24 protein-coding genes are annotated in these 25,323 nt (G+C 65.1%); 14 read left to right on the forward strand and 10 right to left on the reverse strand.

All coding sequences use genetic code 11. The annotated features are described in order from the left end of the window. Nucleotides 1–2 precede the first annotated feature (2 nt). Genes PEP31012_RS05600 through PEP31012_RS05610 form a run of 3 tightly spaced genes read right to left on the reverse strand, consistent with a single transcriptional unit; the run spans nucleotide 3 to nucleotide 2,207 of the window. Complete coding sequence (locus PEP31012_RS05600; RefSeq protein WP_150588348.1) at nucleotides 3–665, reverse strand: amino acid ABC transporter permease; 663 nt, start codon at nucleotides 663–665, stop codon at nucleotides 3–5. After that, nucleotides 655–1,317 carry an amino acid ABC transporter permease gene (locus PEP31012_RS05605; RefSeq protein ID WP_150588812.1) on the reverse strand — a complete coding sequence of 221 codons (663 nt, stop codon included), beginning with the start codon at nucleotides 1,315–1,317 and terminating at the stop codon, nucleotides 655–657. Before PEP31012_RS05605 ends, PEP31012_RS05600 begins: the two co-directional genes overlap by 11 nt. A gap of 29 nt (nucleotides 1,318–1,346) precedes the next feature. Then, on the reverse strand, nucleotides 1,347–2,207 hold the full coding sequence (locus tag PEP31012_RS05610) for a transporter substrate-binding domain-containing protein (RefSeq protein ID WP_150588349.1): 861 nt from the start codon (nucleotides 2,205–2,207) through the stop codon (nucleotides 1,347–1,349). 200 nt (nucleotides 2,208–2,407) lie between these two features. Here PEP31012_RS05610 and PEP31012_RS05615 point away from each other — a divergent pair, with 200 nt between their 5' ends. Together PEP31012_RS05615 and PEP31012_RS05620 are read left to right on the forward strand one after the other, a co-directional pair. Then, nucleotides 2,408–3,280 (forward strand): LysR family transcriptional regulator, encoded by an 873-nt coding sequence (locus tag PEP31012_RS05615; RefSeq protein WP_150588350.1) that lies wholly within the window; start codon nucleotides 2,408–2,410, stop codon nucleotides 3,278–3,280. 383 nt (nucleotides 3,281–3,663) lie between these two features. Next, nucleotides 3,664–4,971, forward strand: coding sequence for an MFS family transporter (locus PEP31012_RS05620; RefSeq protein ID WP_425494924.1), 1,308 nt, complete (start codon nucleotides 3,664–3,666; stop codon nucleotides 4,969–4,971). 28 nt (nucleotides 4,972–4,999) lie between these two features. Here PEP31012_RS05620 and PEP31012_RS05625 read toward each other — a convergent pair whose 3' ends face one another. From PEP31012_RS05625 to PEP31012_RS05635, 3 genes are all read right to left on the reverse strand, one after another. Continuing rightward, nucleotides 5,000–5,908, reverse strand: coding sequence for a LysR family transcriptional regulator (locus tag PEP31012_RS05625; RefSeq protein ID WP_150588352.1), 909 nt, complete (start codon nucleotides 5,906–5,908; stop codon nucleotides 5,000–5,002). 53 nt (nucleotides 5,909–5,961) lie between these two features. Next, entirely contained in the window at nucleotides 5,962–6,543 is a 582-nt protein-coding gene (gene ruvA, locus PEP31012_RS05630) for a Holliday junction branch migration protein RuvA (RefSeq protein WP_150588353.1), read from the reverse strand. A 73-nt stretch (nucleotides 6,544–6,616) separates the two neighbouring features. Then, complete coding sequence (locus tag PEP31012_RS05635) at nucleotides 6,617–7,567, reverse strand: LysR family transcriptional regulator (RefSeq protein WP_150588354.1); 951 nt, start codon at nucleotides 7,565–7,567, stop codon at nucleotides 6,617–6,619. A gap of 194 nt (nucleotides 7,568–7,761) precedes the next feature. Between PEP31012_RS05635 and gtdA the strand changes: the two genes are divergently transcribed. From gtdA to PEP31012_RS05665, 6 genes are all read left to right on the forward strand, one after another. Then, on the forward strand, nucleotides 7,762–8,799 hold the full coding sequence (gtdA, locus tag PEP31012_RS05640) for a gentisate 1,2-dioxygenase (protein WP_150588355.1): 1,038 nt from the start codon (nucleotides 7,762–7,764) through the stop codon (nucleotides 8,797–8,799). A 151-nt stretch (nucleotides 8,800–8,950) separates the two neighbouring features. Then, the gene (locus tag PEP31012_RS05645) at nucleotides 8,951–9,649 is read left to right on the forward strand and encodes a fumarylacetoacetate hydrolase family protein (RefSeq protein WP_150588356.1); all 699 of its coding nucleotides are present in this window, start codon (nucleotides 8,951–8,953) and stop codon (nucleotides 9,647–9,649) included. Between the two features lie 9 nt (nucleotides 9,650–9,658). After that, nucleotides 9,659–10,300 (forward strand): maleylacetoacetate isomerase, encoded by a 642-nt coding sequence (maiA, locus tag PEP31012_RS05650; protein ID WP_150588357.1) that lies wholly within the window; start codon nucleotides 9,659–9,661, stop codon nucleotides 10,298–10,300. Nucleotides 10,301–10,340: 40 nt separating this feature from the next. Next, entirely contained in the window at nucleotides 10,341–11,558 is a 1,218-nt protein-coding gene (locus PEP31012_RS05655; RefSeq protein WP_150588358.1) for a 3-hydroxybenzoate 6-monooxygenase, read from the forward strand. Nucleotides 11,559–11,767: 209 nt separating this feature from the next. After that, nucleotides 11,768–13,111 (forward strand): MFS transporter, encoded by a 1,344-nt coding sequence (locus PEP31012_RS05660; protein ID WP_150588359.1) that lies wholly within the window; start codon nucleotides 11,768–11,770, stop codon nucleotides 13,109–13,111. A 271-nt stretch (nucleotides 13,112–13,382) separates the two neighbouring features. Next, complete coding sequence (locus PEP31012_RS05665) at nucleotides 13,383–14,324, forward strand: 2-hydroxyacid dehydrogenase (RefSeq protein WP_150588360.1); 942 nt, start codon at nucleotides 13,383–13,385, stop codon at nucleotides 14,322–14,324. A gap of 13 nt (nucleotides 14,325–14,337) precedes the next feature. Here PEP31012_RS05665 and PEP31012_RS05670 read toward each other — a convergent pair whose 3' ends face one another. Then, nucleotides 14,338–14,589, reverse strand: a complete 252-nt coding sequence (locus PEP31012_RS05670) for an MJ0042-type zinc finger domain-containing protein (RefSeq protein WP_150588361.1) — start codon at nucleotides 14,587–14,589, stop codon at nucleotides 14,338–14,340. 175 nt (nucleotides 14,590–14,764) lie between these two features. Next, nucleotides 14,765–15,736, reverse strand: a complete 972-nt coding sequence (locus PEP31012_RS05675) for an AraC family transcriptional regulator (RefSeq protein ID WP_246171157.1) — start codon at nucleotides 15,734–15,736, stop codon at nucleotides 14,765–14,767. A 246-nt stretch (nucleotides 15,737–15,982) separates the two neighbouring features. On the opposite strand from PEP31012_RS05675, the gene PEP31012_RS05680 reads away from it, so the two are divergent. The 3 genes from PEP31012_RS05680 (at nucleotide 15,983) to PEP31012_RS05690 (ending at nucleotide 19,176) form a co-directional block, all read left to right on the forward strand. After that, nucleotides 15,983–17,032: an aldo/keto reductase gene (locus tag PEP31012_RS05680; protein ID WP_150588362.1), complete on the forward strand. Its 1,050-nt coding sequence runs from the start codon at nucleotides 15,983–15,985 to the stop codon at nucleotides 17,030–17,032. 252 nt (nucleotides 17,033–17,284) lie between these two features. Beyond that, the gene (locus tag PEP31012_RS05685) at nucleotides 17,285–18,382 is read left to right on the forward strand and encodes a branched-chain amino acid aminotransferase (protein WP_150588363.1); all 1,098 of its coding nucleotides are present in this window, start codon (nucleotides 17,285–17,287) and stop codon (nucleotides 18,380–18,382) included. A gap of 134 nt (nucleotides 18,383–18,516) precedes the next feature. Continuing rightward, nucleotides 18,517–19,176: a YitT family protein gene (locus PEP31012_RS05690; RefSeq protein WP_246171158.1), complete on the forward strand. Its 660-nt coding sequence runs from the start codon at nucleotides 18,517–18,519 to the stop codon at nucleotides 19,174–19,176. Here the strand turns inward: PEP31012_RS05690 and PEP31012_RS05695 are convergent. Further along, nucleotides 19,161–20,090, reverse strand: coding sequence for a LysR substrate-binding domain-containing protein (locus tag PEP31012_RS05695; protein ID WP_150588364.1), 930 nt, complete (start codon nucleotides 20,088–20,090; stop codon nucleotides 19,161–19,163). The two genes, PEP31012_RS05690 and PEP31012_RS05695, sit on opposite strands and share 16 nt — an antisense overlap. A 169-nt stretch (nucleotides 20,091–20,259) precedes the next feature. Here PEP31012_RS05695 and PEP31012_RS05700 point away from each other — a divergent pair, with 169 nt between their 5' ends. The 3 genes from PEP31012_RS05700 to PEP31012_RS05710 all read left to right on the forward strand — a co-directional run bounded on the left by PEP31012_RS05700 (nucleotide 20,260) and on the right by PEP31012_RS05710 (nucleotide 24,123). Continuing rightward, nucleotides 20,260–21,285, forward strand: coding sequence for a DUF1338 domain-containing protein (locus PEP31012_RS05700; protein ID WP_150588365.1), 1,026 nt, complete (start codon nucleotides 20,260–20,262; stop codon nucleotides 21,283–21,285). A 116-nt stretch (nucleotides 21,286–21,401) separates the two neighbouring features. Continuing rightward, the gene (gene amaB / locus PEP31012_RS05705) at nucleotides 21,402–22,901 is read left to right on the forward strand and encodes an L-piperidine-6-carboxylate dehydrogenase (protein WP_150588366.1); all 1,500 of its coding nucleotides are present in this window, start codon (nucleotides 21,402–21,404) and stop codon (nucleotides 22,899–22,901) included. A 19-nt stretch (nucleotides 22,902–22,920) separates the two neighbouring features. Continuing rightward, a complete protein-coding gene (locus tag PEP31012_RS05710) occupies nucleotides 22,921–24,123 on the forward strand; it encodes an aminotransferase-like domain-containing protein (protein WP_150588367.1) in 1,203 nt (400 codons plus the stop codon). On the opposite strand, the gene PEP31012_RS05715 is transcribed toward PEP31012_RS05710, so the two are convergent. Next, nucleotides 24,124–25,290, reverse strand: a complete 1,167-nt coding sequence (locus PEP31012_RS05715; protein ID WP_150588368.1) for a M20 aminoacylase family protein — start codon at nucleotides 25,288–25,290, stop codon at nucleotides 24,124–24,126. Between the last annotated feature and the right edge of the window lie 33 nt (nucleotides 25,291–25,323).

Here is a 25,323-nt window from a genome sequence, read left to right on the forward strand (position 1 = left end):
TATCAGGCGTGCCGGGCACGTCGCCCGACAACGGTTTCCAGACGCCGCCCCACGCTGGCCAGCAAGACGCTGCTGACCCAGTAGATCAATGCCGTCGTGCCAAGCACTTCCACGTAGGCGAAGGTGTTGGCCGTGAGCAGGTTGCTCTGGTACGTCATCTCCGGCAGGCTCATGACCGAAAAGATGGCGGAGTCCTTGAACATCATGATCACGAGGCTCGTCGTCGGCGGAATCAGGAAGCCGAAGAGCTGCGGCGCGACGATGTGCCGTTGCGTCTGCCAATAGGTCATGCCGAGCGAGAGCGCCGCATGCGTCTGTCCTCGGGCCACGCTGCGCAGTGCCGCGCGCAGGATTTCGCAGAAGTAGCCGCCGGTGTAGAACGCCGTACACCCCACCGCGACGGTCATGGCCGACGCGCCGACGCCGAGCTTGGGCAAGCCGAAGAACGACAGATAGACGAGGATCAGGTACGGGATGTTGCGCACCAGCTCCACGTAGCCCAGCGCGACGGGGCGCAGGACGGTGCGCGACTGGGCGGCATAGGCGGCGACAATACCGATCGCCACGCCGAGCGGCACGCCGATAATGCTGACCAGCGCCGTGACGCGCAGGCCTTCGAGCAGCACGGGAATCGCTTCCCTGACGATGGAGACATCAATGGCCATGGGGCAGCATCCTGGAGACGCGGCGCTCGCACAGACGCGAGGCGGCCGAAATGCAGAACAGAAGGACGAAGTACACGGCGGCGGTGATCGCGAACACCTGTAGCGGCAGATCGGTCTGAAGCGTGGCGTTGCGCGCCACCGTTGCCAGCTCCGGCACGGCGATGATCGACATCAGCGACGATGCCTTGAGCAGGATCGTGAACTCGCTGGTGAGCGGCGGAATGGCGCGATAGATCACCTGTGGGAGCAGCACGTGCCGCCAGACCTGCGAGACGCGCATGCCCATGGCGTACGCGGCGGCCCGTTGTCCACGAGAGATCGTGCCCAACGCACCGCGCAGAATCTCGACGATATAGGCGCTGGTGTTGCACGCCAGCGCCGCAATCCCGGCGGTGATGGGCGAAATCGAGATATCGAACAGCGCCGGCACCATGTAGTACGCGATCAGCATGTGAATCAGCGCCGGCGTGCCGCGGATCAGGCTCACCCACAACACCACGAGCGAGCGCAACGGCGCGAGCGGCGAGATGCGGGCGAGCAGCAGCACGACGCCGAGCACCAGACCGATGGCGAAAGCGACGGCCGACGCGGCGAGCGTGATCGCCGTTCCCGAGACGACACCTTCCAGAAACGGTGCGATCACGCCGCCCATGTCGAGCGCGCCGAGCAGATTCGCGGCCGTCAAATGGCACCTTGCGGCAGGTAGTTGGCGTGCGGCGTGTCCATCGACGCGCCGAACCACTTCTTCTGCAGCGCCGCGAGCTTGCCGTTCGCGCGGAGTTCATCGAGCGAATCGTTGATGAACTTGCGGATCTCCAGATCGTTGGGGTTGGCAACCCATGCCAGCAGCTTCGGCTGCCCGATGGCGCCGGCAATGCGGAAGACGTTGGGCTGCTTGCGCATCTGGACGGCCGCGATATTGGACGGCATCAGCGCCACGTCGATGGTCTTGTTCGCGAGCGCGTTCGACACGTCCGGATAAGCCTGGAACAGGCGCGTGCCGGCGTAACCCTTGCCGGTCTTTTCCTTCAGTTCCTTCTCGAATTCGTCCGCCACCGGCTGCGACGACGAGCCCATCTGCGTGCCGATGGTCTTGCCCGCGATGTCCATGTCGCGCTGGATCGCCACGTCGTCGGCACGCACCATCAGAACCGAGCGCACCACGCCCACCGGCTGGCTGAAGGCGAAGCGCTTGGCGCGCTCCGGCGTGATGCCCACACTGGTGGCGACGAAGTCGAACTTGTGCGACATCAGGCCCGGCAGCAGCCCCTGGAACGGCAGGTTCATCTGCTCGAGCTTCACGCCGAGTTTTGCCGCCATCAGTTCGAGCACGTCGTGCCCGTACCCGACAACCTGACCGTTTTCCACGAACTCGAACGGCTCGTAGGCCGCCTCGGTGCCGACCGTGAGCTTGCCGCGCCTCTTGATGTCGGCCAGGGTACCGCCTTCGGCGAAAGCCAGGGTCGGCAGCGCCGGCAGCGCCAATGCGGCGCTCGATGCGAGCGTCGCCTTTACAAAGAATCGTCTGGACCAGGTCTTCATCGCTTGCCTCGCGGGGTGTGGGTATCGAATCGGTCGGGCGCAGCCGGGCGGTCGAGACCGATCCGGTGCGGCTGGAAACCAATGTATGCGGGCAAAAAGATCATGAAAAATGATTTTTTTATTGGTATGGTTTCAATAAACGAAACCTTTTGAGACGCGTCGTCGGCAACGGCCGTGGCGCTTTTTCCGGGAGTGGAGCGGTGGCGAGTCGTGACTTCAGTGAGCGTGACCTGCGCTCGTTGCGCATCTTCTGTGCGGTGGCTCAGGCCAGCGGCTTTGCTGCGGCGGAGAAGCAACTGAACATGTCGAAGGCGTCGATCAGCCGGCACATCCGCGAGGTCGAGGAGACGCTGGGCACCCGCCTGTGCGAGCGTGGGCCGTCGGGCTTTGTTCTCACGCATGCGGGGAAGGTCGCGCTGGAACTTGCGCGTGACGCGCTGAAGTCGCTGGAGCGCATACGCCCCGAGATCGATGCGGTACGCGGTGTGCTCTCGGGCACGTTGTCCATCGGTATGGTCGAGCACGTCGTGTCGGATGTCGGTTGCCATATCCCCGAAGCGCTGGCCGCGCTCAAGGCGCAGGCGCCCGACGTGAAGGTCGAACTGACGGTCATGACGTTCAACGAACTCGACCTCGCATTGCGCGAGCGCCGGGTACAGATTGCAATTCGCGGGATGTACCGCCGCGAAGCCGGATTTCACTACCAGCCGCTGTTTATCGAGCGTCACCGCTTGTACGTCGCTCGGCATCGAATCAAAGAGGCGTCGACGCTACCCCTTGTGTACCGCAGTCAGCCGTTTGTCCATGAGGCGCTCAATTCGCTGGGGCTGACGCGAGGACCGACGGCGTCGGGGCTGGAGGCCGTCGCCATGCTGGTGCTCTCGGGACATTACGTCGGCCTGTTGCCGCAGTATTACGCCGCCCTGTTTTCAAAGCGCCATGCACTGGCCCAGGTACCGGCAGGCCCTGAGTACGAAAACGCCATCAGTGCCATCACGGAAGCGTCGCGCCCCAGAACTCGCGCGCTGGAGTTATTTCTCGATTTGCTGGCACAGTTCCATCCGCGCGAGTGAGGCAGGGATGAACGTTCAACGGCCTGGCGGTCAATCGGCACTTCGTCGCGCGGCGCATTCGAAAAAAATTTTCTCGAATTTCCACGTTTCGTCCCAGCTGTCAAAACGATCACAAGATGCCGGCAAACCGCCGTCCGACGGGCACGATCATTATGCTGCAACGCAACAATCAACGCGATTGTTTCGATATTCACAATAATCGATTCTGCGTTCAGGCATTGTCTGTCGGTGCCCACACCCGCTATAGTGGCCCCGCCCCCGCGACGCGTTGCCTGCTGGTGCCTTTCGGATAGTCTGTTCCGCAGGGCCGAGCGCATCCGCGTCATGTTGCAAACGTAGTGATTGATGCGATGCCCCCATCGCCATTAGAAATGAGAGACACAGTGACTACCAACGCCACCCTGGCCACCCAGCCCCCCACCCCGGAAGAAATCCGCAAGCGCGTTTTCGCGATCGTCGCGGCATCGTCCGGGAATCTGGTCGAGTGGTTCGACTTCTACATCTATGCGTTCTGCGCGATTTACTTCGCGCCGGCGTTCTTCCCGAGTGCCAATCCCACCGCGCAGTTGCTCAACACCGCGGGCGTGTTTGCGGCCGGCTTCCTGATGCGCCCCATCGGCGGCTGGATCTTTGGCCGCATCGCCGACCGTAATGGCCGCAAGAACTCGATGGTCATCTCGGTGATGATGATGTGCTTCGGCTCGCTGCTCATCGCGGCGCTCCCGACGCACGCCAGCATCGGCAACTGGGCCCCGGCACTGTTGCTGGTGGCACGCCTGCTGCAAGGCCTGTCGGTCGGTGGCGAATACGGCACGACGGCGACGTACATGAGTGAAGTGGCGCTCAAGGGCCGTCGCGGCTTCTTCTCGTCGTTCCAATATGTCACGCTCATCGGCGGCCAACTGCTCGCCGTGCTCGTGGTGGTGATTCTCCAGCAACTGCTCAGCGAGGTTGAACTCAAGGCGTGGGGCTGGCGTATTCCGTTCGTGGTCGGCGCAATCACCGCGGTCGTTGCCTTGCTGCTGCGTCGCACGCTGCACGAAACGTCGACGAGCGCGAGCCGCAACAGCAGCGAAGCCGGGTCGATCACGGGGCTGTTCCGCCATCACAAGGCCGCGTTTTTCACGGTGCTCGGCTATACGGCCGGCGGCTCACTGATCTTCTACACCTTCACCACGTACATGCAGAAGTACCTGGTGAACACGGCAGGCATGCCGATCAAGACGGCCAGCTACATCATGACCGGCTGCCTGTTCGTCTACATGTGCATGCAGCCGATCTTCGGCATGCTGTCCGACAAGATCGGCCGCCGCAACAACATGCTGCTCTTCAGCGCGCTCGGCGCCATTGCCACGGTGCCGATTCTCACGACGCTCAAGACGGTACAAAGCCCGACGGCAGCGTTTGTCCTGATTTGCGTGGCGCTGGCGATTGTGAGTTTCTACACGTCGATCAGCGGTATCGTGAAGGCCGAAATGTTCCCGATCGAAGTGCGCGCGCTCGGCGTGGGCCTGGCCTATGCCGTGGCCAATGCCATCTTCGGCGGTTCGGCTGAATATGTCGCGCTCGGCCTCAAGAAGGCGGGCATGGAGCCGACGTTCTACTGGTACGTGACCGGCATGATGGTGCTGGCGTTCCTCGTCAGTCTGCGCTTGCCGCGTCAGGCGAAGTACCTGCAACACGAGCACTGATCGGGCACATCGAGGGGCGGCGCGCGCATCAGGCGTCGTCTCCCGATGCCTGACGCTCGATCTGCCAAATGGCGTCGAGCACCGGGTGCGGTTGGTGCCGGCGCCGGTAGAGCGCAATATCGAAGCCAATCTGCCATTCCTTGCCCCCCACGATGGCGAGCGTGCCGCGCGCAATGTCGTCGGCCACCAGGCGTTGCGGCAGCCAGGCGATACCGGCGCCGCGCCGCGCCATCGCCAGAATGGCCTCGTACGAATCGGCCTGATACACAGGCTTGAGCGTGGGACGGGTTGCCATCTCGGCCAGATGACGGGCCAACACGGCCCGCAACGTCAACGTGCGGGAAAACGCCAGCCAGGGAATCGGCGACGGCCCGGCCGCCAGCCGATAGGTGGCGCGCCCCTTGGCATCGAGCGCGCTCACCGGCACCAGCACTTCACGCGCCACACTCAACCAGTCGTAACGCTCCTGATCGATGAGCAGCCGCGTGTGCGCGCTGGAATACACGATGAGCAGATCGACCTCGCCTGCCGCCAGCCGCAGAATGGCTTCCTCGGCACCGCCCGTGGACAGGGTCGCGGTGAAGAAGCCGATGCGCGAGACCGCCTCGTCGTACCAATCCGGAAAGAAGGTGGCGGCCAGGGTTCGGCCCGTGGCGATCTTCAGATTGTTTTCGAGCGTGGGCGCGGCGTCCTGTAACTGCGTGCGAGCGCCGTGGAGAATGTCGAGCGCGTTGGTGGCCGCATCGAGAAACACGGTGCCGGCAGCGGTCAGTTCAAGCGGTTTGCTGCGCTCGACGAGTTGCGTGCCGACCCATTCCTCCAGGGCACGGATGCGTCGCCCGAAGGCCGGGTGCGTGACGAAACGGTTCTCCGCCGCTCGCGTGAAACTGCGCGTGCGCGCCAGTTCGACGAAGTCTTCCAGCCATCGCAGTTGCATGCCACCTCCTCACTGGCTCCCTGCGGCCTCGACGAGGCCGGTTCGTATTGCGCTCAGGCCTTGGAGAGCGACTTAAGCGCGTGCTTGATGCCGTCGGATACGCTCGTGCCGTCCGGCACGCTCTTGACGGCGGCAAGCGCCTCCTTGTCGGAGTAGCCCAGCGCGAGCAATGCATTGACGACGTCGCTCTTGTGGTCGTGCGGTGTGACCGCGCCGGGCACCGTGCCCAGTTGCGCGCCGAGCTTGCCCTTGAGTTCGAGCAGCAAACGCTCGGCCGTCTTCTTGCCGATGCCGGGGATCTTGGTCAGCCGCCCCGACTCCTGGAGCGTGACGGCCTGCGCGATGTCCGCGACGCTCATGCCCGAGAGAATGGCGAGTGCAGTGCGGGCACCCACGCCGGAGATCTTGAGCAGTTCGCGAAAGGTATTGCGCTCGTCGGGCGAGCCGAAGCCGAACAGCAGTTGGGCGTCTTCGCGCACGATGAACTGGGTGAGCAGCGTTACGCGCTCGCCGAGGTTCGGCAGGTTGAAGAAGGTGCTCATCGGCACCGAGATTTCATAGCCCACGCCCTGGCAATCGACCAGGATGTGCGGCGGATTCTTTTCCAGCAACGTGCCGGAGATGCGGCCAATCATTGACGCCCCGAGAGAGTGACTTCGACAGGCGGCAAGTGTAGCAGCCGCCAGCCCGGCAACGCGTTCGGCAAGCTCATCCGTCCCCTTCGACGCCCGCGACCGCGTCGCCCGTCGAGCGTCTTGCCGCGCTGCGCAGGCAGTCGAGCGCCGCCGCCACCGCGGCCCGGTTCGCGCCATCGTCGCGCCAATACATCGAGATCGCCCCGAACCCCGCCAGCCGCAACGGCACGATACGCAGGGCACCAAGCGCCTGCAAGCGGCTTGCCGTACGGTGCGATGCCAGGCCGATCATGTCGCTGTTGTTGAGCAGCGTGAGATTGAGAATCGTAGAGTTCGACTCGACGGTGTCGTTCGGCAATGGATATCCGGCCTCCGCGAGCGCCGCCTCCAGCGCGTTGCGAATCGGCGTGCCGCGCGGCCAGACCACCCAGCGGTAACGCTGCATGTCGGGCCAGTCCACCTTGTCGAGCGAGAAGACCGGATGGCGCGCGCGCGCGACGAAATGCAGCGGCTCCAGATACAGCGCCTCGGCGCGAACATTGCGATCCTGCAGTTCCGGCGCCGAGCGCCCGACGACGATGTCGATCTCGCTGTGCGCGAGCTGATTCATCAGCCGGTCCATCGTGTTCTCGATCACACGCGCCTGCACACGGGGCATGCGCTGCAGGAGCAGCAGCATCGCGAGCGGCACCGTGTCCGCCGACGACGCCCCCGACGTGCCGATCGCCACCAGCCCGCTACCGCCCTCGCGCATGGCGTCGAGATCGTCGCGCGCCGTGTCGAGCTGCGCTTCGATCCGACGGGCATGCTGGATCAGGGATTCTCCGTAGGCTGTGGGTCGCAAGCCCCGTGCCTGCCGCTCGAACAACGGCAGGCCAATGTCCTCCTCCAAATCCTTGAGCCACTTCGACAAACCGGGCTGCGTCGTGTTGAGCAATGTCGCGGATTGGCTCATGTTGCCAGTCTCCGCGAGGGTCAGCAGCATCTGCAGGTTGCGCAGACGCAAGCGGTGGGTCCAGTCCATACACAGTCTCCAGGCACCTTTGCGATGCCCTAAAGCACGCCCCGACCCATACAATTTTTCGTATGGATCCGATGATTTATTCATTTCAAAGAATATGTCTCGCCGAGTATAACGCTACTCATAGACCCGCAAGCCCTCGTCAGCCAAGCGTTTCCGACGCGTTGACCGGGCCCCACACCGACACGGAGACACGCATGTCTGCACGCGCCCCCAGCGCCGAACGCGCCGCCTATTACGAACACATCGGCCGCAACCACATGGCCCCGCTGTGGGAATCGCTGCACAGCCTCGTACCCCCGCAGCCGCGCCCGCGTGTGGTGCCTGCCATCTGGAAATACAACGACGTGCGCCCGCTGGTGATGGAAGCGGGATGCGTCATCAGCGCCGAAGAGGCCGTGCGTCGCGTGCTGGTCTTGCAGAACCCGGGAACGCCGGGATCGTCGAGCATCACGGGCTCGCTCTATGCCGGGCTGCAACTCATTCTGCCGGGCGAGATCGCGCCGAGCCACCGTCATACGCAATCGGCCCTGCGCTTCATCGTGGAAGGCTGCGGCGCGTGGACGGCCGTGAACGGCGAGCGCACCACGATGCACCCCGGTGACTTCATCATCACCCCGTCGTGGACATGGCACGACCACGGCAACCCGGTGGACGGCGAGCCGGTCGTGTGGCTCGACGGCCTCGACATCCCGCTCGTGCAGTACTTCGACGCCGGCTTTGCCGAGAACTACCCCGAGTCGCAACAGCCGGTGCAGCGCCCCGAAGGCGACAGCTTCGCGCGCTACGGCTACAACATGCTGCCGGTGCATCACAAGGTCAGCGATCCGACCTCGCCGATCTTCAGCTATCCGTATGCCCGCTCGCGGGAAGCACTCGACACGCTGTACCGCAACGGCGAACTCGATCCGTGGGACGGCATCAAGCTGCGCTATGTGAATCCGGCGACCGGCGGCTGGCCGATGCCGACCATGGCGACGTTTATGCAATACCTGCCCGCAGGCTTCCAGGGCAAGACCTATCGCAGCACCGATGCGACGGTGTTCTCGGTCGTCGAAGGTCACGGCACGGTGCGCATTGGCGACGAGGTCTTCCAGTTCGAGCCGCGCGATCACTTCGTCGTGCCGTCGTGGGCGCCGGTGCAGATCGCCGCGCTCGACGACGCCGTGCTGTTCAGCTACTCGGATCGCCCAGTGCTTGCCGCCCTGAACCTGCTGCGGGAGTCGCGCACCTGAGTCGAGCACTCGAGTTGCACGCCCGCGTTGCAAGCCCGAGTTGCACGCCTGAAACCAGCCCAACGCTCACTTAACGGCCCTGCGTACCGCACCCCCGCATGATCTGCGTGCGCTGCCACTGTTCTCATCTTTATTCGTCGAGTCAAACCCTATGTCCTTCGTCTTCACTCCGCCCGCTACCGTCGCCATTCCCGTTGTTGGCAGCACCGATCAGTTTGCCGTGCGCCGCGTGTACTGCGTTGGCCGCAACTACGCCGCGCACGCCCGCGAAATGGGCTTCGATCCCGAGCGCGAACCGCCGTTCTTCTTCTGCAAGCCGGCCGATGCCGTGCTGCCGGTGGCCTACGGCGAGACGCTCACGTTGAAGTATCCCGCGCAGACGACCAACTACCACTACGAAGCCGAACTGGTCGCGGTGATCGGCAAGGCGGGGTCGGACATTGCGCTCGAGCAGGCGCTCGAGCATGTCTGGGGCTACGCCGTGGGTCTCGATATGACGCGCCGCGACCTGCAGATGAAGATGCGCGAAATGGGCCGTCCGTGGGAAATCGGCAAGGCCTTCGACGCCTCGGCCCCGATCGGCCCGATTCATCCGGTGTCGAGCGTCGGTCATATCGAGAAGGCGGCAATCTCGCTGACGGTCGACGGCGTGCAAAAACAGAAGAGCGACATCACGCATCTGATCTGGTCGGTGGCGGAAACGGTCTCGTACCTGTCGCAGTTCTTCCGTCTGGAGCCGGGCGACCTGATCTACACCGGCACGCCTGAAGGCGTGGGCCCGGTCAAGGCCGGAGAGACGATGGTCACCGCCGTGGAAGGTCTCGGCGAGATCACCGTGCGCGTGATCTGAGGCATCGTCATGCAGCTCTACAGCTTCTTCAACAGCTCGACGTCGTATCGCGTGCGCATCGCGCTCGCGCTCAAGGGGCTGGCGTTCGACACGATTCCGGTGAATATCCGCGTCGGCGAGCATCATGCCGGCGCGTATGTCGACGAGGTCAATCCGTCGGCCGCCGTGCCCGCGCTCATCGACGGCGACTTTTCGCTGGGCCAGTCGCTCGCCATCCTCGACTATCTCGACGCGAGGTGGCCCGCGCCGCGTCTGGTGCCGCAAGACATCGAGGCACGGGCGCGCGTACTCGAACTGGCGATGCTCGTCAGTTGCGACATGCACCCGGTGAATAACCTGCGCATTCTGAAGTATCTGCAAGGCCCGCTGGGCCTCAGTGTCGAGCAGAAGAATGCGTGGTACCGCCACTGGGTCGACGAGGGCATGGCAGGCGTGGAGCGATTGCTCGGCAAGCATGGACACGGCGCATGGTGCTTCGGCGATGCACCGACGCTTGCCGACGTCTGCCTGATTCCGCAAATCGCGAATGCCCAGCGCACGGGGTGCGACTTGTCGGCGTATCCACGAGCGATGGCGGTGTACGCGCAGGCGCAGACGCATCCCGCCTTCCTCGCGGCAGCGCCCAATCGTCAGCCGGATTACACGGCCTGACTTCCATCCAGAACGGCTGGACAGGCCGCAGGAGACAACCATGAGTCAAACCTTTCAGCCCAAAGCCCTCGTCGTTGGCGGCGGCATCGGCGGCCTGGCGGCTGCCCTCGCGCTCGCCAATCAGGGCGTGCAGATCGAACTGCTGGAGCAGGCCGAGACCATCGGCGAGATCGGCGCGGGCATTCAGCTCGCCGCCAATGCGTTCGCGGCACTCGACGCCCTCGGCGTCGGTGAGGCGGCGCGCGGGCGTTCGGTCTTCACCGACCACATCACGCTGCGCGACGCCATCGACCGCAGCATCATCGCGCAAGTCGACGTCGGCGCGCCGTATCGCGAGCGCTTCGGCAATCCGTACGCCGTGATCCACCGCGCCGACATCCATCTGTCGATTCTCGAAGCAGTACAGCGCAACCCGTTGATTCAGTTCCGCACCGCGACGCGGGTCGTCTCGCTGGAACAGGACGACAAGGGCGTCACCGTCATCGACCAGCATGGCGAGCGCCACACGGCCGACGCCGTGATCGGCTGCGACGGCGTGAAGTCCGCCGTGCGCGCCGTGCTGATCGGCGACGAGCCGCGCGTGACCGGTCATGTGGTGTATCGCGCCGTGGTCGACGTCGAGAACATGCCGAAGGACTTGCAGGTCAACGCGCCGGTCGTCTGGGCCGGGCCGAACTGCCACCTCGTGCATTACCCGTTGCGCGGCGGCACGCAATACAACCTCGTGGTCACGTTCCATAGCCGTGAGCAAGAAGTCTGGGGCGTGCGCGACGGCAGCAAGGAAGAAGTGCTGTCGTACTTCGAAGGCATCGATGCGCTGCCGCACCAGATGCTCGACCGTCCGACGTCGTGGCGACGCTGGGCCACCGCCGACCGCGATCCGGTCGCGCAGTGGAGCTTCGGCCGCTCCACGATCCTGGGCGACGCCGCCCACCCGATGACGCAGTACATCGCGCAAGGCGCCTGCCAGGCGCTCGAAGACGCCGTCACGCTCGGCGCCGCCTACGCGGCAGCAAACGGCGATTTCGTCGACGCCTTCCGCCGCTACGAGCACGCCCGCATTCCCCGCACCGCCCGCGTGCTCTACGGCGCGCGCGACATGGGCCGGGTCTACCACGCCAAGGGGGTGGATCGCTGGGTGCGCAACTCGCTGTGGAAGGGGCGCACGCAAGCGCAGTTCTACGACGCTCTGCAATGGCTACACGGCTGGCGCGCCGAGCATTGCCTGTCGCAAACCCCGTGGCTGGCTGAGGCCTGAGGCCTAACCACGCCCCTACCTCTCGATTCACCGCCCGGCATCCGGGCATCGCGCCGCGCGACGATCCAACACCGTCGCGCGGCACCCCCTCGCCTCGCGTCTCGCGATGCGGGGGATTGGCAGCACCCATAACAACAATCACTGCAACGCGTTTCTGCGACGACGGCCCATTAGCCGCGCCGCTTCTGGCAACCCTGAGGAGACAACCCATGCCAGCCACCCCCATCAACGTGACGGCGTTCATCGACCGCCATCGCATTTCGCCGTTCCAGGTGATGATCGTCGTGCTGTGCTTCCTGATCGTCGCCATCGACGGTTTCGACACGGCCGCCATCGGCTTCATCGCCCCTGCCATTCGCGCCGAATGGTCGCTCACCCCGGCACTGCTCGCGCCACTGTTCGGCGCCGGGCTCGCGGGCCTGATGGCCGGGGCATTCCTGTTCGGGCCGCTCGCCGACAAGTTTGGCCGCAAGACCATTCTCATCTTCTCCGTGGTGTTCTTCGGCGTGGCGAGTCTCGCGTCCGCGTGGTCGATGGAACTGTGGCAACTGATCGCCCTGCGCTTCCTGACCGGCCTGGGCCTCGGTGGCGCCATGCCCAACGCGATCACGCTGACGTCGGAGTACTGCCCCGAGTCGCGCCGCTCGTTCCTCGTGACGACCATGTTCTGCGGCTTCACGCTCGGCTCGGCGCTGGGCGGTCTCGCCTCGGCCGGATTGATCGAAGCCTTCGGCTGGCGCGCCGTGCTGATCGTGGGCGGCGTCATGCCGCTCATGCTCGGTGGGGTCCTGATGCGCGCGCTGCCCGAATCGGTGCGCTATCTCGTGATGGCGGGCAAGTCGCCGGCGCGCATTGCGGCATCGCTGCAACGCATTGCGCCGAATGAGGATCTGCGTGGTGCGACGTTCAATGTCACGGCGAAGCCATCGACCACGTCGCCGGTGAAGCATCTGTTCACACCCGAATTGCTGCGTGGCACGCTGCTTTTCTGGGTCACGTTCTTCATGAGCCTGCTCGTGATCTATCTGCTCTCGAGCTGGTTGCCCACGCTGCTTCGCACCAACGGCCTGACGCTGCGCAACGCCGCCATCGTCACCTCGATGTTCCAGGTAGGCGGCACGCTCGGCGCCATCGTGCTCGGCTGGTTGATGGACCGATTCAACCCCCACTACGTGCTTGCCGCCGCGTATGTGCTTGCGGGCGTGTGTGTCGCCGCGGTCGGCCCTGTCGCCAGCTCGCCCGTGCTCGCCTCGGTGGCCGTGTTCTGGGCCGGGTTCTGCGTGTCGGGCGGTCAGGTCGGCGCGAACGCGCTGTCCGCCGGGTTCTACCCCACCGATTGCCGCGCCACGGGCGTGAGCTGGGCCAACGGTGTCGGGCGACTGGGGTCGGTGGTCGGTTCGGTCGGCGGTGCGTCGATGCTCGCCATGGGCTGGTCGATGCCGGCGCTTTTCGCCGCCATCGGCGTGCCCGCCGTGCTCGCCGGTCTGACGATGCTCACGCTGGGTCGCCTGCGTCACCATCAGGCCATGCGTGCGGTGAAGGCCACGGCCTGAGCGTTTCGGCCCGCACAACAAGGCCTACGTAACGCGCACTGCCGCGGGTCTCGGGCTTGAGCGGGCGCCATTCGCATTGCGCGATGGCGCCCGCGCGCCTTTGCGGCCCGGGGAATCCCGACCGCGCAGGGGGCGCACTGCGTGCCGCATCGCGCAAACCCTTGCGGATAGGAATACAGTGTCGGCTGACGGCGAATTCGAGGTGCCCGTTCGGCACCCGCGTCATCGCGACGCTGCGCCGCGAGCCCCCATTCCCCTGTGGAGATTGAAGGTGTCGTTGCCCCCATTGCTGGTCCTGATCCCTATGCAACCCGAGCAGTTGTCTAGTCTGCAAACGCATTTCGATGTGGCGTACCACCCGAGCTATCATCCCGCGCCGGAAGGCTGGGGGCCCGACGGCGAGCGGGCGCGCTTCGTGCTCACCCACGGCGCGCGGGGTCTGAGCGCCGCCGAGCTGTCGCATCTGCCGAACGTGGCATTGGTCAGCGCGCTGGGCGCCGGTTACGAGAATCTGGACGTCGCCGCGATGCATTCGCGCAATATCGTGGCCGTGAACGGCGCCGGTGCGAATGCGCCCACGGTAGCGGATCAGGGCTTCGCCCTTCTGCTGGCTGCCGTGCGTCGCATTCCGGCGTACGACGCCGCCTGTCGCAAGGGGGTGTGGCGCGACGCGCTGCCGATGCAGCCCGGTGTGTCGGGCAAGAAGCTGGGAATCGTGGGACTGGGGGCGGTCGGCCGTCAGTTCGCCAAACGCGGTGAGGGCTTCGATATGCAGATCGGCTACCGAAACCGCAGCCGTCGCGACGACGCGCCCGCGCACTATCAATACTTCGACAGCGTGCTGGCGCTGGCCGAATGGGCGGACTACCTCGTCGTGACCGCCCCGGGTGGCGCACAGTCCCATCACCTCGTGAATGGCGAGGTGCTGCGCGCGCTGGGCAAGCACGGCTTCCTCGTCAATCTGGGGCGTGGCAGCGTCGTCGACACGGCCGCCCTCGCAGACGCATTGCGCGACGGCGTCATCGCCGGTGCCGGGCTGGACGTCTACGAAGGCGAGCCGTCACCGCCTGCGGCACTGATCGACTTGGAGAATGTGGTGCTCAGTCCGCACGTGGCAGGCCGCTCGCCTGAGGCGGACGCCGCCACCGTCGCGCTGTTCATCGAGAATACGCGCCGCTTTCAGGCGGGGGAGCCCGTGTTGACGCCACTGTGAGTGGCGAATTGCGTCAGTGATTGTCGAGCCCGTCGATGCTTCGCACGGGCGACGGCGAGAGCGTGACGCCGTCGTTGACCGGCTCGAACTCGATGCTGCTGCTGGCGCTGCCCGTGGTGAAGGCGGTCTCGCACGTCGGGCACTTCACTTCGGCATCCGAATGGAGATAGTCGTACATCGCCTGGACGGTCGGCTCGCTCGCCGCGACAGGGAAGCGGGCTTTACAGGTGGGACAAACGACGAAACCGGTATGGATCGACAGCATGACGGGCCTCCTGCAGGCAAGTCGGCAACGTCACCCATTTTACAACCAGCCGGGTCGTCGTGCGACGCGGGTCGCGGGGATTGGCGGCGACATTGATCCCGGTTTGCGTGGAGGATTCGTCCGATTTGACGGGCGCCGACACGGTACGCGCAGCGCCGCTGAGCGGCTGCCCGCATTAGTTTCGCGGCCCCCCGGCCTCTTCCTCCTGCAGCCAACGGCGTTTGTCGCGCAGCGGCGCTTCGCCAAACACGCGCGCATATTCACGGCTGAACTGCGATGCGCTTTCATACCCCACCGTCTGCGCTGCCGCCGCCACGGTGATGTCCGCCGCGAAGATCAGCCGCCGTGCCTCCTGCAAGCGCAACTGCTTCTGGTACTGCACCGGACTCATGGCCGTCACCAGCTTGAAGTGGTGATGCAGCGACGACACGCTCATGTGCACCTCCTGCGCCAACGCCTCCACCCGCAACGGTTGCGCGTAATGCTCGCGCAGCCACCGCACGGCGCGCGCAATTCGATTCATCTGGCTGTCCTGCAACGCCATCTGCCGCAGCAATACCCCCTGTCCGTTCATCAGCAGGCGATAGACGATCTCGCGCTTGATCATCGGCGCCAGGATCGGAATGTCGCGCGGTGTGTCCAGCAAGCGCAGCAAGCGCAACACCGCATCGAGCAACGCCGCGTCCAGGCGATTGACGTACATACCCCGCCCGCTTGCTGAAGGCGCCGGCGGCGGCAGATGCTCGTCGCCGATGAGCGACGTGACATCCTCGGCCACCAGGTCGAGCCGCATCCCCAAATACGGCGATTGCTCGCTCGCCCCCGACACCTGTGCCACCACCGGCAAATGCACCGACGACACCAGGTAGTGCATTGGGTCGTACGCGTAATCCTCGTCGCCGATCCGCAAGCGCTTCTCGCCCTGGGCGATGACGGCGAACGCCGGTTGCTGGAGCGCCGGTTTCGGGCCGCCCGGATGCAGGATCCGATGCACGAACAAGCCCTCCACCGCCGTCGGTGTCGTGCCCTCCAGGCCGTGCGTCGCGCGCTCGAGCCGATGCACCAGTTCGGTACGTGCGGCAAGCGACGGATCGTCCTCGAACGCCCGCGGCGAGACCTCGCGCGGCTCCGTCTTGACCAGATGCATGACAATGCCCTCAATCCAGAGGCGGCCGATCCCCACAACACGGCCGCAATGCCGCACAGGATACCCCTGCCGCATGCGCTTGCCCGATCCTCCGGCATGGGATTCACACGATCAGGCAGGAAATGTGCAGGAACAGGTACTGCTCGCTAGATGCGCCTCGACGCATAATTTCTCCCATCCCGTGCATGCCGTCGCCCCTGCCTGACGGCCCCCTGCGACGGGCAGCCATTTCAACGGAGCGATGCAATGCGACAAAGAAAACTCGGCAATACCGGCCTCTTCGTCTCGGAACTGTGCCTTGGCACGATGACCTTCGGCGGACAAGGCGAACTGTGGAGCAAGATCGGCCATTTGCAGCAACAGGACGTCGACACCCTCGTGGGCCGCGCGCTCGACGCCGGCATCAACTTCATCGACACCGCCGACGTCTATTCGGAAGGCCAGTCGGAAATCCTCACCGGGCAGGCCCTGCGCAATCTCAAGGTACCGCGCGATAACGTCGTGGTCGCCACCAAGGTCTTCGGTGCCACGGGCGCGCAGGGGTCCAATTCACGCGGCCTGTCGCGCTATCACATCATGGACGGCGTCAAGGCCAGCCTCAAACGCCTGCAACTCGATCACATCGACCTGTATCAGGTGCACGGCTTCGATCCGGCCACGCCCATCGACGAGACCCTCGGCGCGCTCGACACGCTGGTGCGCCAAGGGCACGTCCGCTATATCGGCGTCTCGAACTGGGCGGCCTGGCAGATCACCAAGGCGCTGGGCATTTCGGCGCGGCTGAACCTCGCGAGCTTCGCGTCGCTGCAGGCGTACTACACGGTCGCCGGACGCGATCTCGAACGTGAAATCGTGCCGATGCTGCGTAGCGAAAACGTCGGCCTGATGGTGTGGAGCCCGCTTGCCGGTGGCCTGCTCTCGGGCAAGTACACGCGCGATGGCCAGACCGAAGCGGGCAGCCGGCGTCAAACCTTCGACTTCCCGCCGGTCAACGTGGAACGCGCTTACGACGCCATCGACGTCATGCGCGGCATCGCCGCCGAGAAGGGCGTGTCGGTGGCACAGATTGCACTTGCCTGGCTGCTCGCCCAGCCGGTCGTCTCGACGGTCATCATCGGCGCCAAGCGGACCGATCAGCTCGACGACAACATCGCGGCAACGCGTGTCACGCTGAGCGAGCGCGACCTGTCGGCCATCGATGCGGCCAGCGCATTGCCCAGCGAGTACCCCGGCTGGATGCTCTCGCGCCAGGGCGACCCGCGCCGTGCCCAACTCGCCGAGGCCGGCCTGCTGTAAAAAGTGGGAAGGGTGTGAGCGGCGCCAGACGCCATTCAGAGCGAAATATCGGCAAACCTCACACTTTTCTTCTAAAAATCGGCCAAATTCCGATTTTTTTCGGCGCCATTACCTTCAAAACGATGTGATGACGGCGCGAGTGGTGAATTCAGTCGACAGGCGGGGGGCTAAAGGAGGAAAATAGGGCCTCCTTGCCGTTTACGTTAACGGCACTGACGACTGAAGCCCCCTCTGCCGAGACATTGAAGAAACATGAGCGCCGATAATCAATTGCGTTTTGTCGTGGAGCCGCACGCCAACCCCACCCCTGCCGACCAGATCGCCGCCAAGCTGGCGAACCCGGTGTTTGGCCGCGTATTCACGGATCACATGGTCACGATCCGCTGGACCGAGGGCACGGGCTGGCATGACGCGAAGGTAGAGGCCCGCCGTCCGTTCGAGATCGATCCGGCATGCGCCGTGCTGCATTACGCGCAGGAAATCTTCGAAGGGATGAAGGCCTATCGCGGTGAAGACGGCAAGATCTCGCTGTTCCGCCCGCAAGCCAATGCCAAGCGTTTCCGTGAATCGGCCCAGCGCATGTCGATGGCCGAACTGCCGGAAGCCGTGTTCCTCGAAGCCGTGGAAAAGCTGGTCGATATCGATCGCGCCTGGATTCCGGGCACGGAAGGCAGCAGCCTCTACATCCGCCCGTTCATGTTCGCGTCGGAGAGCTTCCTCGGCGTGCGCGCCGCGCATGAATATATCTTCTGCGTGATCGCCTGCCCGGTCGGCCCCTACTTCAAGCCCGGCAAGTCGGCCGTGACCGTGTGGGTGTCCGACCAATACACGCGCGCTGCCCCGGGCGGCACGGGCGCCGCCAAGTGCGGCGGCAACTACGCCGCCAGCCTGATCGCGCAAACAGAAGCCAGCGGCAAGGGTTGCGATCAAGTCGTGTTCCTCGACGCCGCGCAACATCGCTGGATTGAAGAGCTGGGCGGCATGAACGTCTTCTTCGTGATGGACGACGGCTCGCTCCAGACGCCGCCGCTCGCCGGCACGATCCTGCCGGGCATTACGCGCGCATCGATCATCGAAATGGCCAAGCGCGACGGCCTCACGGTCAACGAAACGCCGTACGAGTTTGCCCAGTGGCAAGCCGACGCCGCCAGCGGCCGTGTGAAGGAAACGTTCGCGTGCGGTACGGCGGCGGTCGTCACGGCCATCGGCCAGGTGCGTCACGCCAAGGGCGAATTCACTATCGGCGACGGCGGCGAAGGCCCGGTCACCAAGCGCATTCGCGATCAGCTCACGGGCATTCAACGCGGCAAGGTCGCCGATCCGTTCGGCTGGGTGCACCACGTCGCCTGATCGACGAGCGTTGTCCACATAACAAGTTGTGCAGTTGCGCATCGCCCGAGACAGCGATGCGGGAAATCATCGGCGGCGCACCACGACACCAGGAGAGTCGGGCGCGCCGTCTTGTTGTATTTGACGTGCTGATCATGGAACACAATCCAGGCGCAATCGCGGGTAGCCCCCGCAGCGCCATCGCGGCAGCCGACACAATCGGCGTGCCGCACTCCGTGCTCGAAGACATCTATGCGATGGTCATCGGCATGGCATTCGTGGTGGTCGGGCTGGTGCTGCTCAAGGCCGCCGGGTTGGTCACCGGCGGCGTGGCCGGCATTGCGCTGCTCGCCTCTTACCTCTTTCCCCTACCGGTGGGCACCATTTTCACACTGGTGAACATCCCGTTCTTCCTGTTCGCGTATTTCACGATGGGCCCGCGCTTCGCGCTCAAGTCCACCGTTGCGAGCTTCGGCATCACCTTCGCCCTCGCGGCCATGCCGCAGACCTTCAACGTCGCGTTCGTCAATCCGCTGTTCGCCGCGTTCGTTGGCGGCACGCTGTGCGGCATGGGGGTATTGGCGCTCGCGCGTCACGGGGCCGGCGTGGGCGGCACAGGCATCTTCACGCTGTGGCTGCAACGCGAGCGCGGCATTAACGCCGGGATTACCCAGGTGTGCATCGACGCGACGATTCTGCTCGTCTCGCTCACCACCATCCCGGCGGGGCGTGTCGCCTGGTCGGCACTGTCTGCGCTCGCCATGAGCGCCATGGTGGTCGCCTGGCACCGGCCGGGCCGTTACACCGGGCGCTGAGCCGCCACGGGCAGATCATCCGGTCGATAGGCACTGGCCTGCATCAACAGCCACTCGCGGAACACACTGAGTGGCTGCCCGTGCGTGAGTTCCGTTGGATAGACGAGGTAGTAGGCCGACTCGGCCACGCTCTTCACATCGACTGGAATCGTCAGACCGAAGGTGGCCAACTGCCCCTCGACGAAGAACTTCGGCACCAGTGCGATGCCGAGTCCGGCGGCCGCGCCCGCGATCAGCATCGTGTGAAGCTCATAGCGCACCCCTTGCAGCGTCCGGTGGTCCTCGATGCGCTGCTCCGCAAACCATTGCGTCCAGGCACTGGGCCGCGTCGTCGAGTGCAGCAGCGGATACATGAGCAGATCGGCAGCCGTGCGAACCGGCCCCTTGAGCAGCGACGGACGGCACACCGGCACCACCTCCTCACCGAACAGGTAATCCGACGACGTCCCCGGCCAAGTCGGCTGCCCGAAGTGAATGGCCGCTTCGAAGTGCGTCTCGTCGAATGTGAAGAGGTCGGTGTGCACGCCCATGTTCACGCGAACCTCAGGGTGGCGCTCGTCGAAATCCTTCATTCTCGGAATCAACCACTCGGACGCGAACGTCGGCAGCACCGCCAACTCCAGGTACCCGCCGCCGCTGCCGTGCGCCATGATCGAAAGCGTGTCGCGATCGAGCTGTTCCAACGTGCGGCGCACTTGGGTGCCGTACAGGCGCCCAGCGCGGGTCAGCACCACGCGCTGCTTGGCACGCACGAACAGACGCACCCCCAGTTGCGCCTCCAGCGTGGCGATCTGGCGTGACACGGCGCTCTCCGTCAGGAACAGCTCGCGCGCCGCGTGGGTAAAGCTCTCGTGCCGCGCCGCCGCCTCGAAGGCCAGCAGCGCCGCCGTGCCGGGGGTCCTGAATTTGCGCATGATGATTCCAAAAATGCATCAAGTGGCAATTTTATCTCGCTTTACGCGCATGGCATCCATTCCAATAATGCTGTCAATGCAAGACGACATGGAGTGAAGCGCTCCGTGCCATGTCCCTGACACCCCGCGATGCCGCCTGAGGCGGCGTCCCCTCCCGCGAGACATTCCCATGCGCAATGCCAATGTGCAGTCCCTGCTGGTCTCCCTGATCGGGCAAGCGCGTACCGACGCGCTCTTCGCAACCCTCAATTCGCCGTCGATCCTGGCGGACGCCGAGCCGGGGCACGTGACGCGTGCCGAACTGGCACAGGCCATGAACATGGCGCTGTTCGAGGGGCTGCTGGCGCGCTCGACGAACGGCCGCACCTACACCGAAGAAGCGATTGCCGGAGGCGGCAGCGTCTACTTCGATCACGGCGCGTTGCGTACCGTGCGCTGGGCCGATAACGGCGCCCTGCCGCCGGGCGAAGCGGCCTTCACGCGTATTCTGCGTCCGCTGGGGTTCCGTCTGAACGGCCGCTATCCGCTCGACCGACTGGGCATGACCGGCCGCGCCTATGCGCACGAAGACGCTCCCGACGAGATCTCGCAATTCTTCGTGAGCGAGCTGCATCCGGAGCGTTTCTCCGAGACGTTCCAGCAAGCCGTGTCGCGTGTGGTCGGCACGTCGAAGGATCCGCTCACGCCGGCGGCCGTCGGTCAGCTTTGGGAACTGGAGCGCGACGGCACGCTGCCGCTCGAAAGCGCGCAAGCGCTGCTGCCGGTGATCGTCGGGGCGTTCGCGCGTCAGCACGATGTCCCGAGCGAGGCCGATTACGAACGGCTGCTGGCGGAATCCGCCGAAATGGCCTGGATCGCGACCGAAGGCAATGCCTTCAACCATGCGACCGACCGCGTCGAGGATGTGTTCGCGCTGTCCGACGCCGAAAAGGCCAAGGGCCGCCCGATGAAGCCCGAAGTCGAACGTTCGCGCTCGGGCCGCGTGTTCCAGACGGCGTATCGCGCCGACACGGTGCGTCGCGAGTTCCGCGGCAAGGACGGCGAGATCGTCACGCGCGAGGTGCCGGGTTCGTTCTACGAATTCATTACGCGCCATCGCGAATACGACACGGCCACGCGTTGCTGGAAGCTCGATCTGCGCTTCGACGCCGGCAACGCACAAGGTATTTTCAAGATGACGGCCAACGCCAAGTAATCGAGGGCGCTCGGCTTGCGGCGCACAATATGTCTGTGCGTCGCTGCTGCGCCTCAATCTGCCGACACCGGTGAATCGCACCGGCGGCCAACACTGAATTCCATAGGGGTATCCACGTGAACGCGACTTCCATTCTCAACGAACTGGGCATTGCCAAACTGGCCGAAGCGGGCGACATCGCCGTGCATTCGCCCATCGACGGCGCATTGATCGGCCGCGTGGCCAGCGCCTCGGTGGCCGACGCCCAAGCCACCCTCGCCCGCGCCCAGACCGCGTTCACCGCATGGCGCAACGTGCCCGCACCGCGTCGCGGCGAGCTGGTACGCCTGCTCGGTGAAAGGCTGCGCGAGCGCAAGCAGGCGCTGGGCGCGCTCGTCACGCTCGAAGCCGGCAAGATCCTGCAAGAGGGCTTGGGTGAAGTGCAAGAAATGATCGACATCTGCGACTTCGCCGTCGGCCTGTCGCGTCAGTTGTACGGTCTGACCATCGCGTCGGAGCGTCCGGGCCACCGCATGGCCGAGACGTGGCACCCGATGGGCGTGTGCACCGTCATCTCCGCCTTCAACTTCCCGGTGGCCGTGTGGGCCTGGAATGCGGCGCTCGCGCTCGTGTGCGGCAACGCCGTGGTGTGGAAGCCGTCGGAGAAGACGCCGCTGACCGCACTGGCCGTCAACCAGTTGATGGAAGACGTCATCGCCGAATTCGGCGACGCACCGGAAGGCCTGACCGCGCTCATCATCGGCGGTCGCGACGTGGGCGAAGCGCTGGTCGCCGATCCGCGCTCGGCCATCGTGAGTGCGACGGGCAGCACGGAAATGGGCCGCAAGGTCGGCGTGGAAGTCGCGCGCCGCTTTGGCCGCTCGATCCTGGAGCTGGGCGGCAACAACGCGGGCATTGTGACCGGCAGCGCCGACATGGAACTCGCGCCGCGCGGCATTCTCTTCTCGGCAGTGGGCACGGCCGGCCAGCGTTGCACCACGCTGCGCCGCCTGTTCGTGCATGAGAGCGTGTACGACAAAACCGTCGAGCGCCTGAAGACGCTGTACGGCAAGGTCGCCATCGGCAACCCGCTCGAGCGCGGCACGCTCATGGGCCCGCTGATCGACGAAGGTGCCTTCAAGCGCATGCAGGACGCGCTGGACAAGGCCCGCGCGCAAGGCGGCAAGGTCACGGGCGGCGAGCGTCACGTGGTCGCGGGCGCCGAGAACGCTTTCTATGTGAAGCCGGCCATCGTCGAGATGCCGTCGCAGACGGAAATCGTGCTGACCGAAACGTTCGCGCCGATCCTGTACGTGCTCAAGTACAGCGACTTCGCGCAAGCCATCGACGCCAACAACGCCGCCTCGCACGGCCTGTCGTCGTGCGTGTTCACGACCGATCTGCGCGAAGCCGAGCGCTTCACGTCGTCGGCGGGTAGCGACTGCGGCATCGCCAACGTCAACATCGGCCCGAGCGGTGCGGAGATCGGCGGCGCCTTCGGCGGCGAGAAGGAAACGGGCGGCGGCCGCGAGTCGGGCTCGGACGCGTGGAAGGGCTATATGCGCCGTGCCACCAACACCGTCAACTACTCTTCCGCCCTGCCCCTCGCGCAAGGCATCGATTTCTCGGTCGAGTGAAGTCGAGATAGCCCGCCCCATGTACGCCTTCACTTCCGTGTTCGCCAATCCGGCCGGTTCGCCGATTCGCGAGCTGTTCAAATACCTGTCCGAGCCGGGCATGATCTCGTTCGCGGGCGGGTATCCCGCAAGCGACTTGTTCGATGTGGACGGTCTCGCCGCGGCACAGGCCCGCGCCTTCGCCCAGCCCACGCGTTGCCTGCAATATGGCCCGACCGACGGTCTGGCGGAACTCAAGGCACAGCTCGTCGCGCTGATGGCCTCGCGCGGCGCACCGTGCGCCACCGACGAATTGCTGGTGACGACCGGTTCGCAACAAGGGATGGACCTGCTGCTGCGCGTGATGGTCGCGCCCGGAGACGTCGTCGTGACCGAACAGCCTGCGTATCCGGCGACGTTGCAGGCACTGCGACTGCAGCAGGCGACGATCGTGACGGTGCCCGTCGACGCGCACGGGCTGGACGTCGCGCATCTGGGCACGCTGCTGCACGAGGGCAAGATCGCCGTACCGAAGTTGCTGTACACCGTGCCGACCTTCGCCAATCCCACGGGCGCAACGCTCTCGCGCGAGCGTCGCATCGCGCTGCTGAAGCTGGCGGTCGAGTACCGGTTCATCATCGTCGAGGACGATCCGTATGGCGACTTGCGATTCGCGGGCGATGCGGTGCCGACCCTGCTCGGCCTGACGGCGGAAGTGCCGGGATCGCGCGATTGGGTGGTGCACTTCTCGAGCCTGTCGAAGATCGTCGCGCCGGGGCTTCGCGTGGGCTGGACGGTCGCGCCGCCGGAGATTGCCCGCCGATGCGTGGTGGCAAAGCAGACCGTCGATCTGTGCAGTGTGCCATGGACGCAAGCGGTGGCGGCCGAGTATCTCGCCGACGGCGCGTTGGCACGCCATCTGCCGAAGATCACCGAAGCGTATCGTCGCAAATGTGACGCGCTGTGCGATGCGTTGCGCGAGACGCTCGGCGATGCCATCGCGTTCCATTCCCCGCAGGGCGGGATGTTCGTGTGGGCGCGCCTCGCGGCCGTGAAGACGAGCGCGCTGCTGCCGCACGCGATCGCCGAGAAGGTGTTGTTCGTGCCGGGGACGGCGTTCTTCGCCGAGCAGGCCGACGAGGCATCGCTGCGTTTGTCGTTCGCGGCGCCAGCGATCGCGGCGATCGAGGAAGGCGTGGCGCGACTGGCGCGTGCGATGCACGCGACCGGCACCACGCGTTGATCAACGCGGCAGGCTGTCGCGCACGATCTGCGCGAAGTAGCGGGCGCCTAACGGCAGAATCGCGTCGTTGAAGTCGTAACAGGCGTTGTGCAGCGGGATAGCGCCAGGCGCCTCACCGCTGCCGTTGCCGATGAACGCGAAGTTGCCTGGCACGTGTTGCAGGAACACCCCGAAGTCCTCCGATGCCATCATCGGCGCCACGTCCGCATCGACATGGGTTTCGCCGACCACCTTCTGCGCCGCGCGCACGGCGCGCACCGTGTTGTCCGCCCAATTCATCGTCGGCGCGAACTCGTGGGTGTACTCGAACTCACACTGCGCGCCATGCATCGCGCACACCCCCTGACAGATCTCGCGCATGCGCGTCTCGAGCAGTTGCTGCACGTCCGACGAATAGCTGCGCGTATCGCCCTTGATGACGACGTTCGTCGGAATGGCGTTGCGAATCCCGTCCGTGATGAACTCCGTGCACGACACCACCGCCGACACCCCCGGATCGACACTGCGCGACACCACCGTCTGGAGCGCCACGACGATCTGCGCGCCGATGACGAGCGGATCGACGCCCATGTGCGGACGCGCCGCGTGCGTCCCCTTGCCGCGAATGCGGATGACGAAGTTGTCTTCGCTCGCCATGATGCCGCCAGCGCGCGTCGCAAAGTGACCGGCCGCGATGCCCGGCATGTTGTGCACTCCGTAGATCGCATCGATCGGAAAGCGTTCGAGCAACCCGTCGGCAATCATTGCCTTCGCGCCGCGACCGTGCTCCTCGGCAGGCTGGAAGATGAAGCGCACGGTGCCGTTGAAATCGCGCGACGCCGCCAGCAGCTTCGCGGCGCCGAGCACCATCGACATGTGACCGTCGTGCCCGCAGGCGTGCATCTTGCCCGGCACCTGCGATGCGTGCCCGCGCCCCGGCGCCTGCTCGGCAATCTGCAGTGCGTCCATGTCGGCCCGAATGCCGATCACGCCGTCCCCATCGCCCACCCTCAGGTTCGCGACCACTCCCGTGCCGCCGATGCCGCGATGCACCTCCAGCCCGAGGCTTTCCAGAATCGTCGCCACCGTCTGCGACGTGCCGACTTCCTCGAAACCGGTCTCCGGTTGACGGTGGAACGCGTGCCGCCACCCGGTCAGCGCCTTGCCGAAATAAAGATCCTGCGTCATGACGGACTCCTGTGAAGGCGGTTGATCCGAGCC

It is taken from the genome of Pandoraea eparura, assembly GCF_902459725.1.
Taxonomy (GTDB): Bacteria; Pseudomonadota; Gammaproteobacteria; order Burkholderiales; family Burkholderiaceae; genus Pandoraea; species Pandoraea eparura.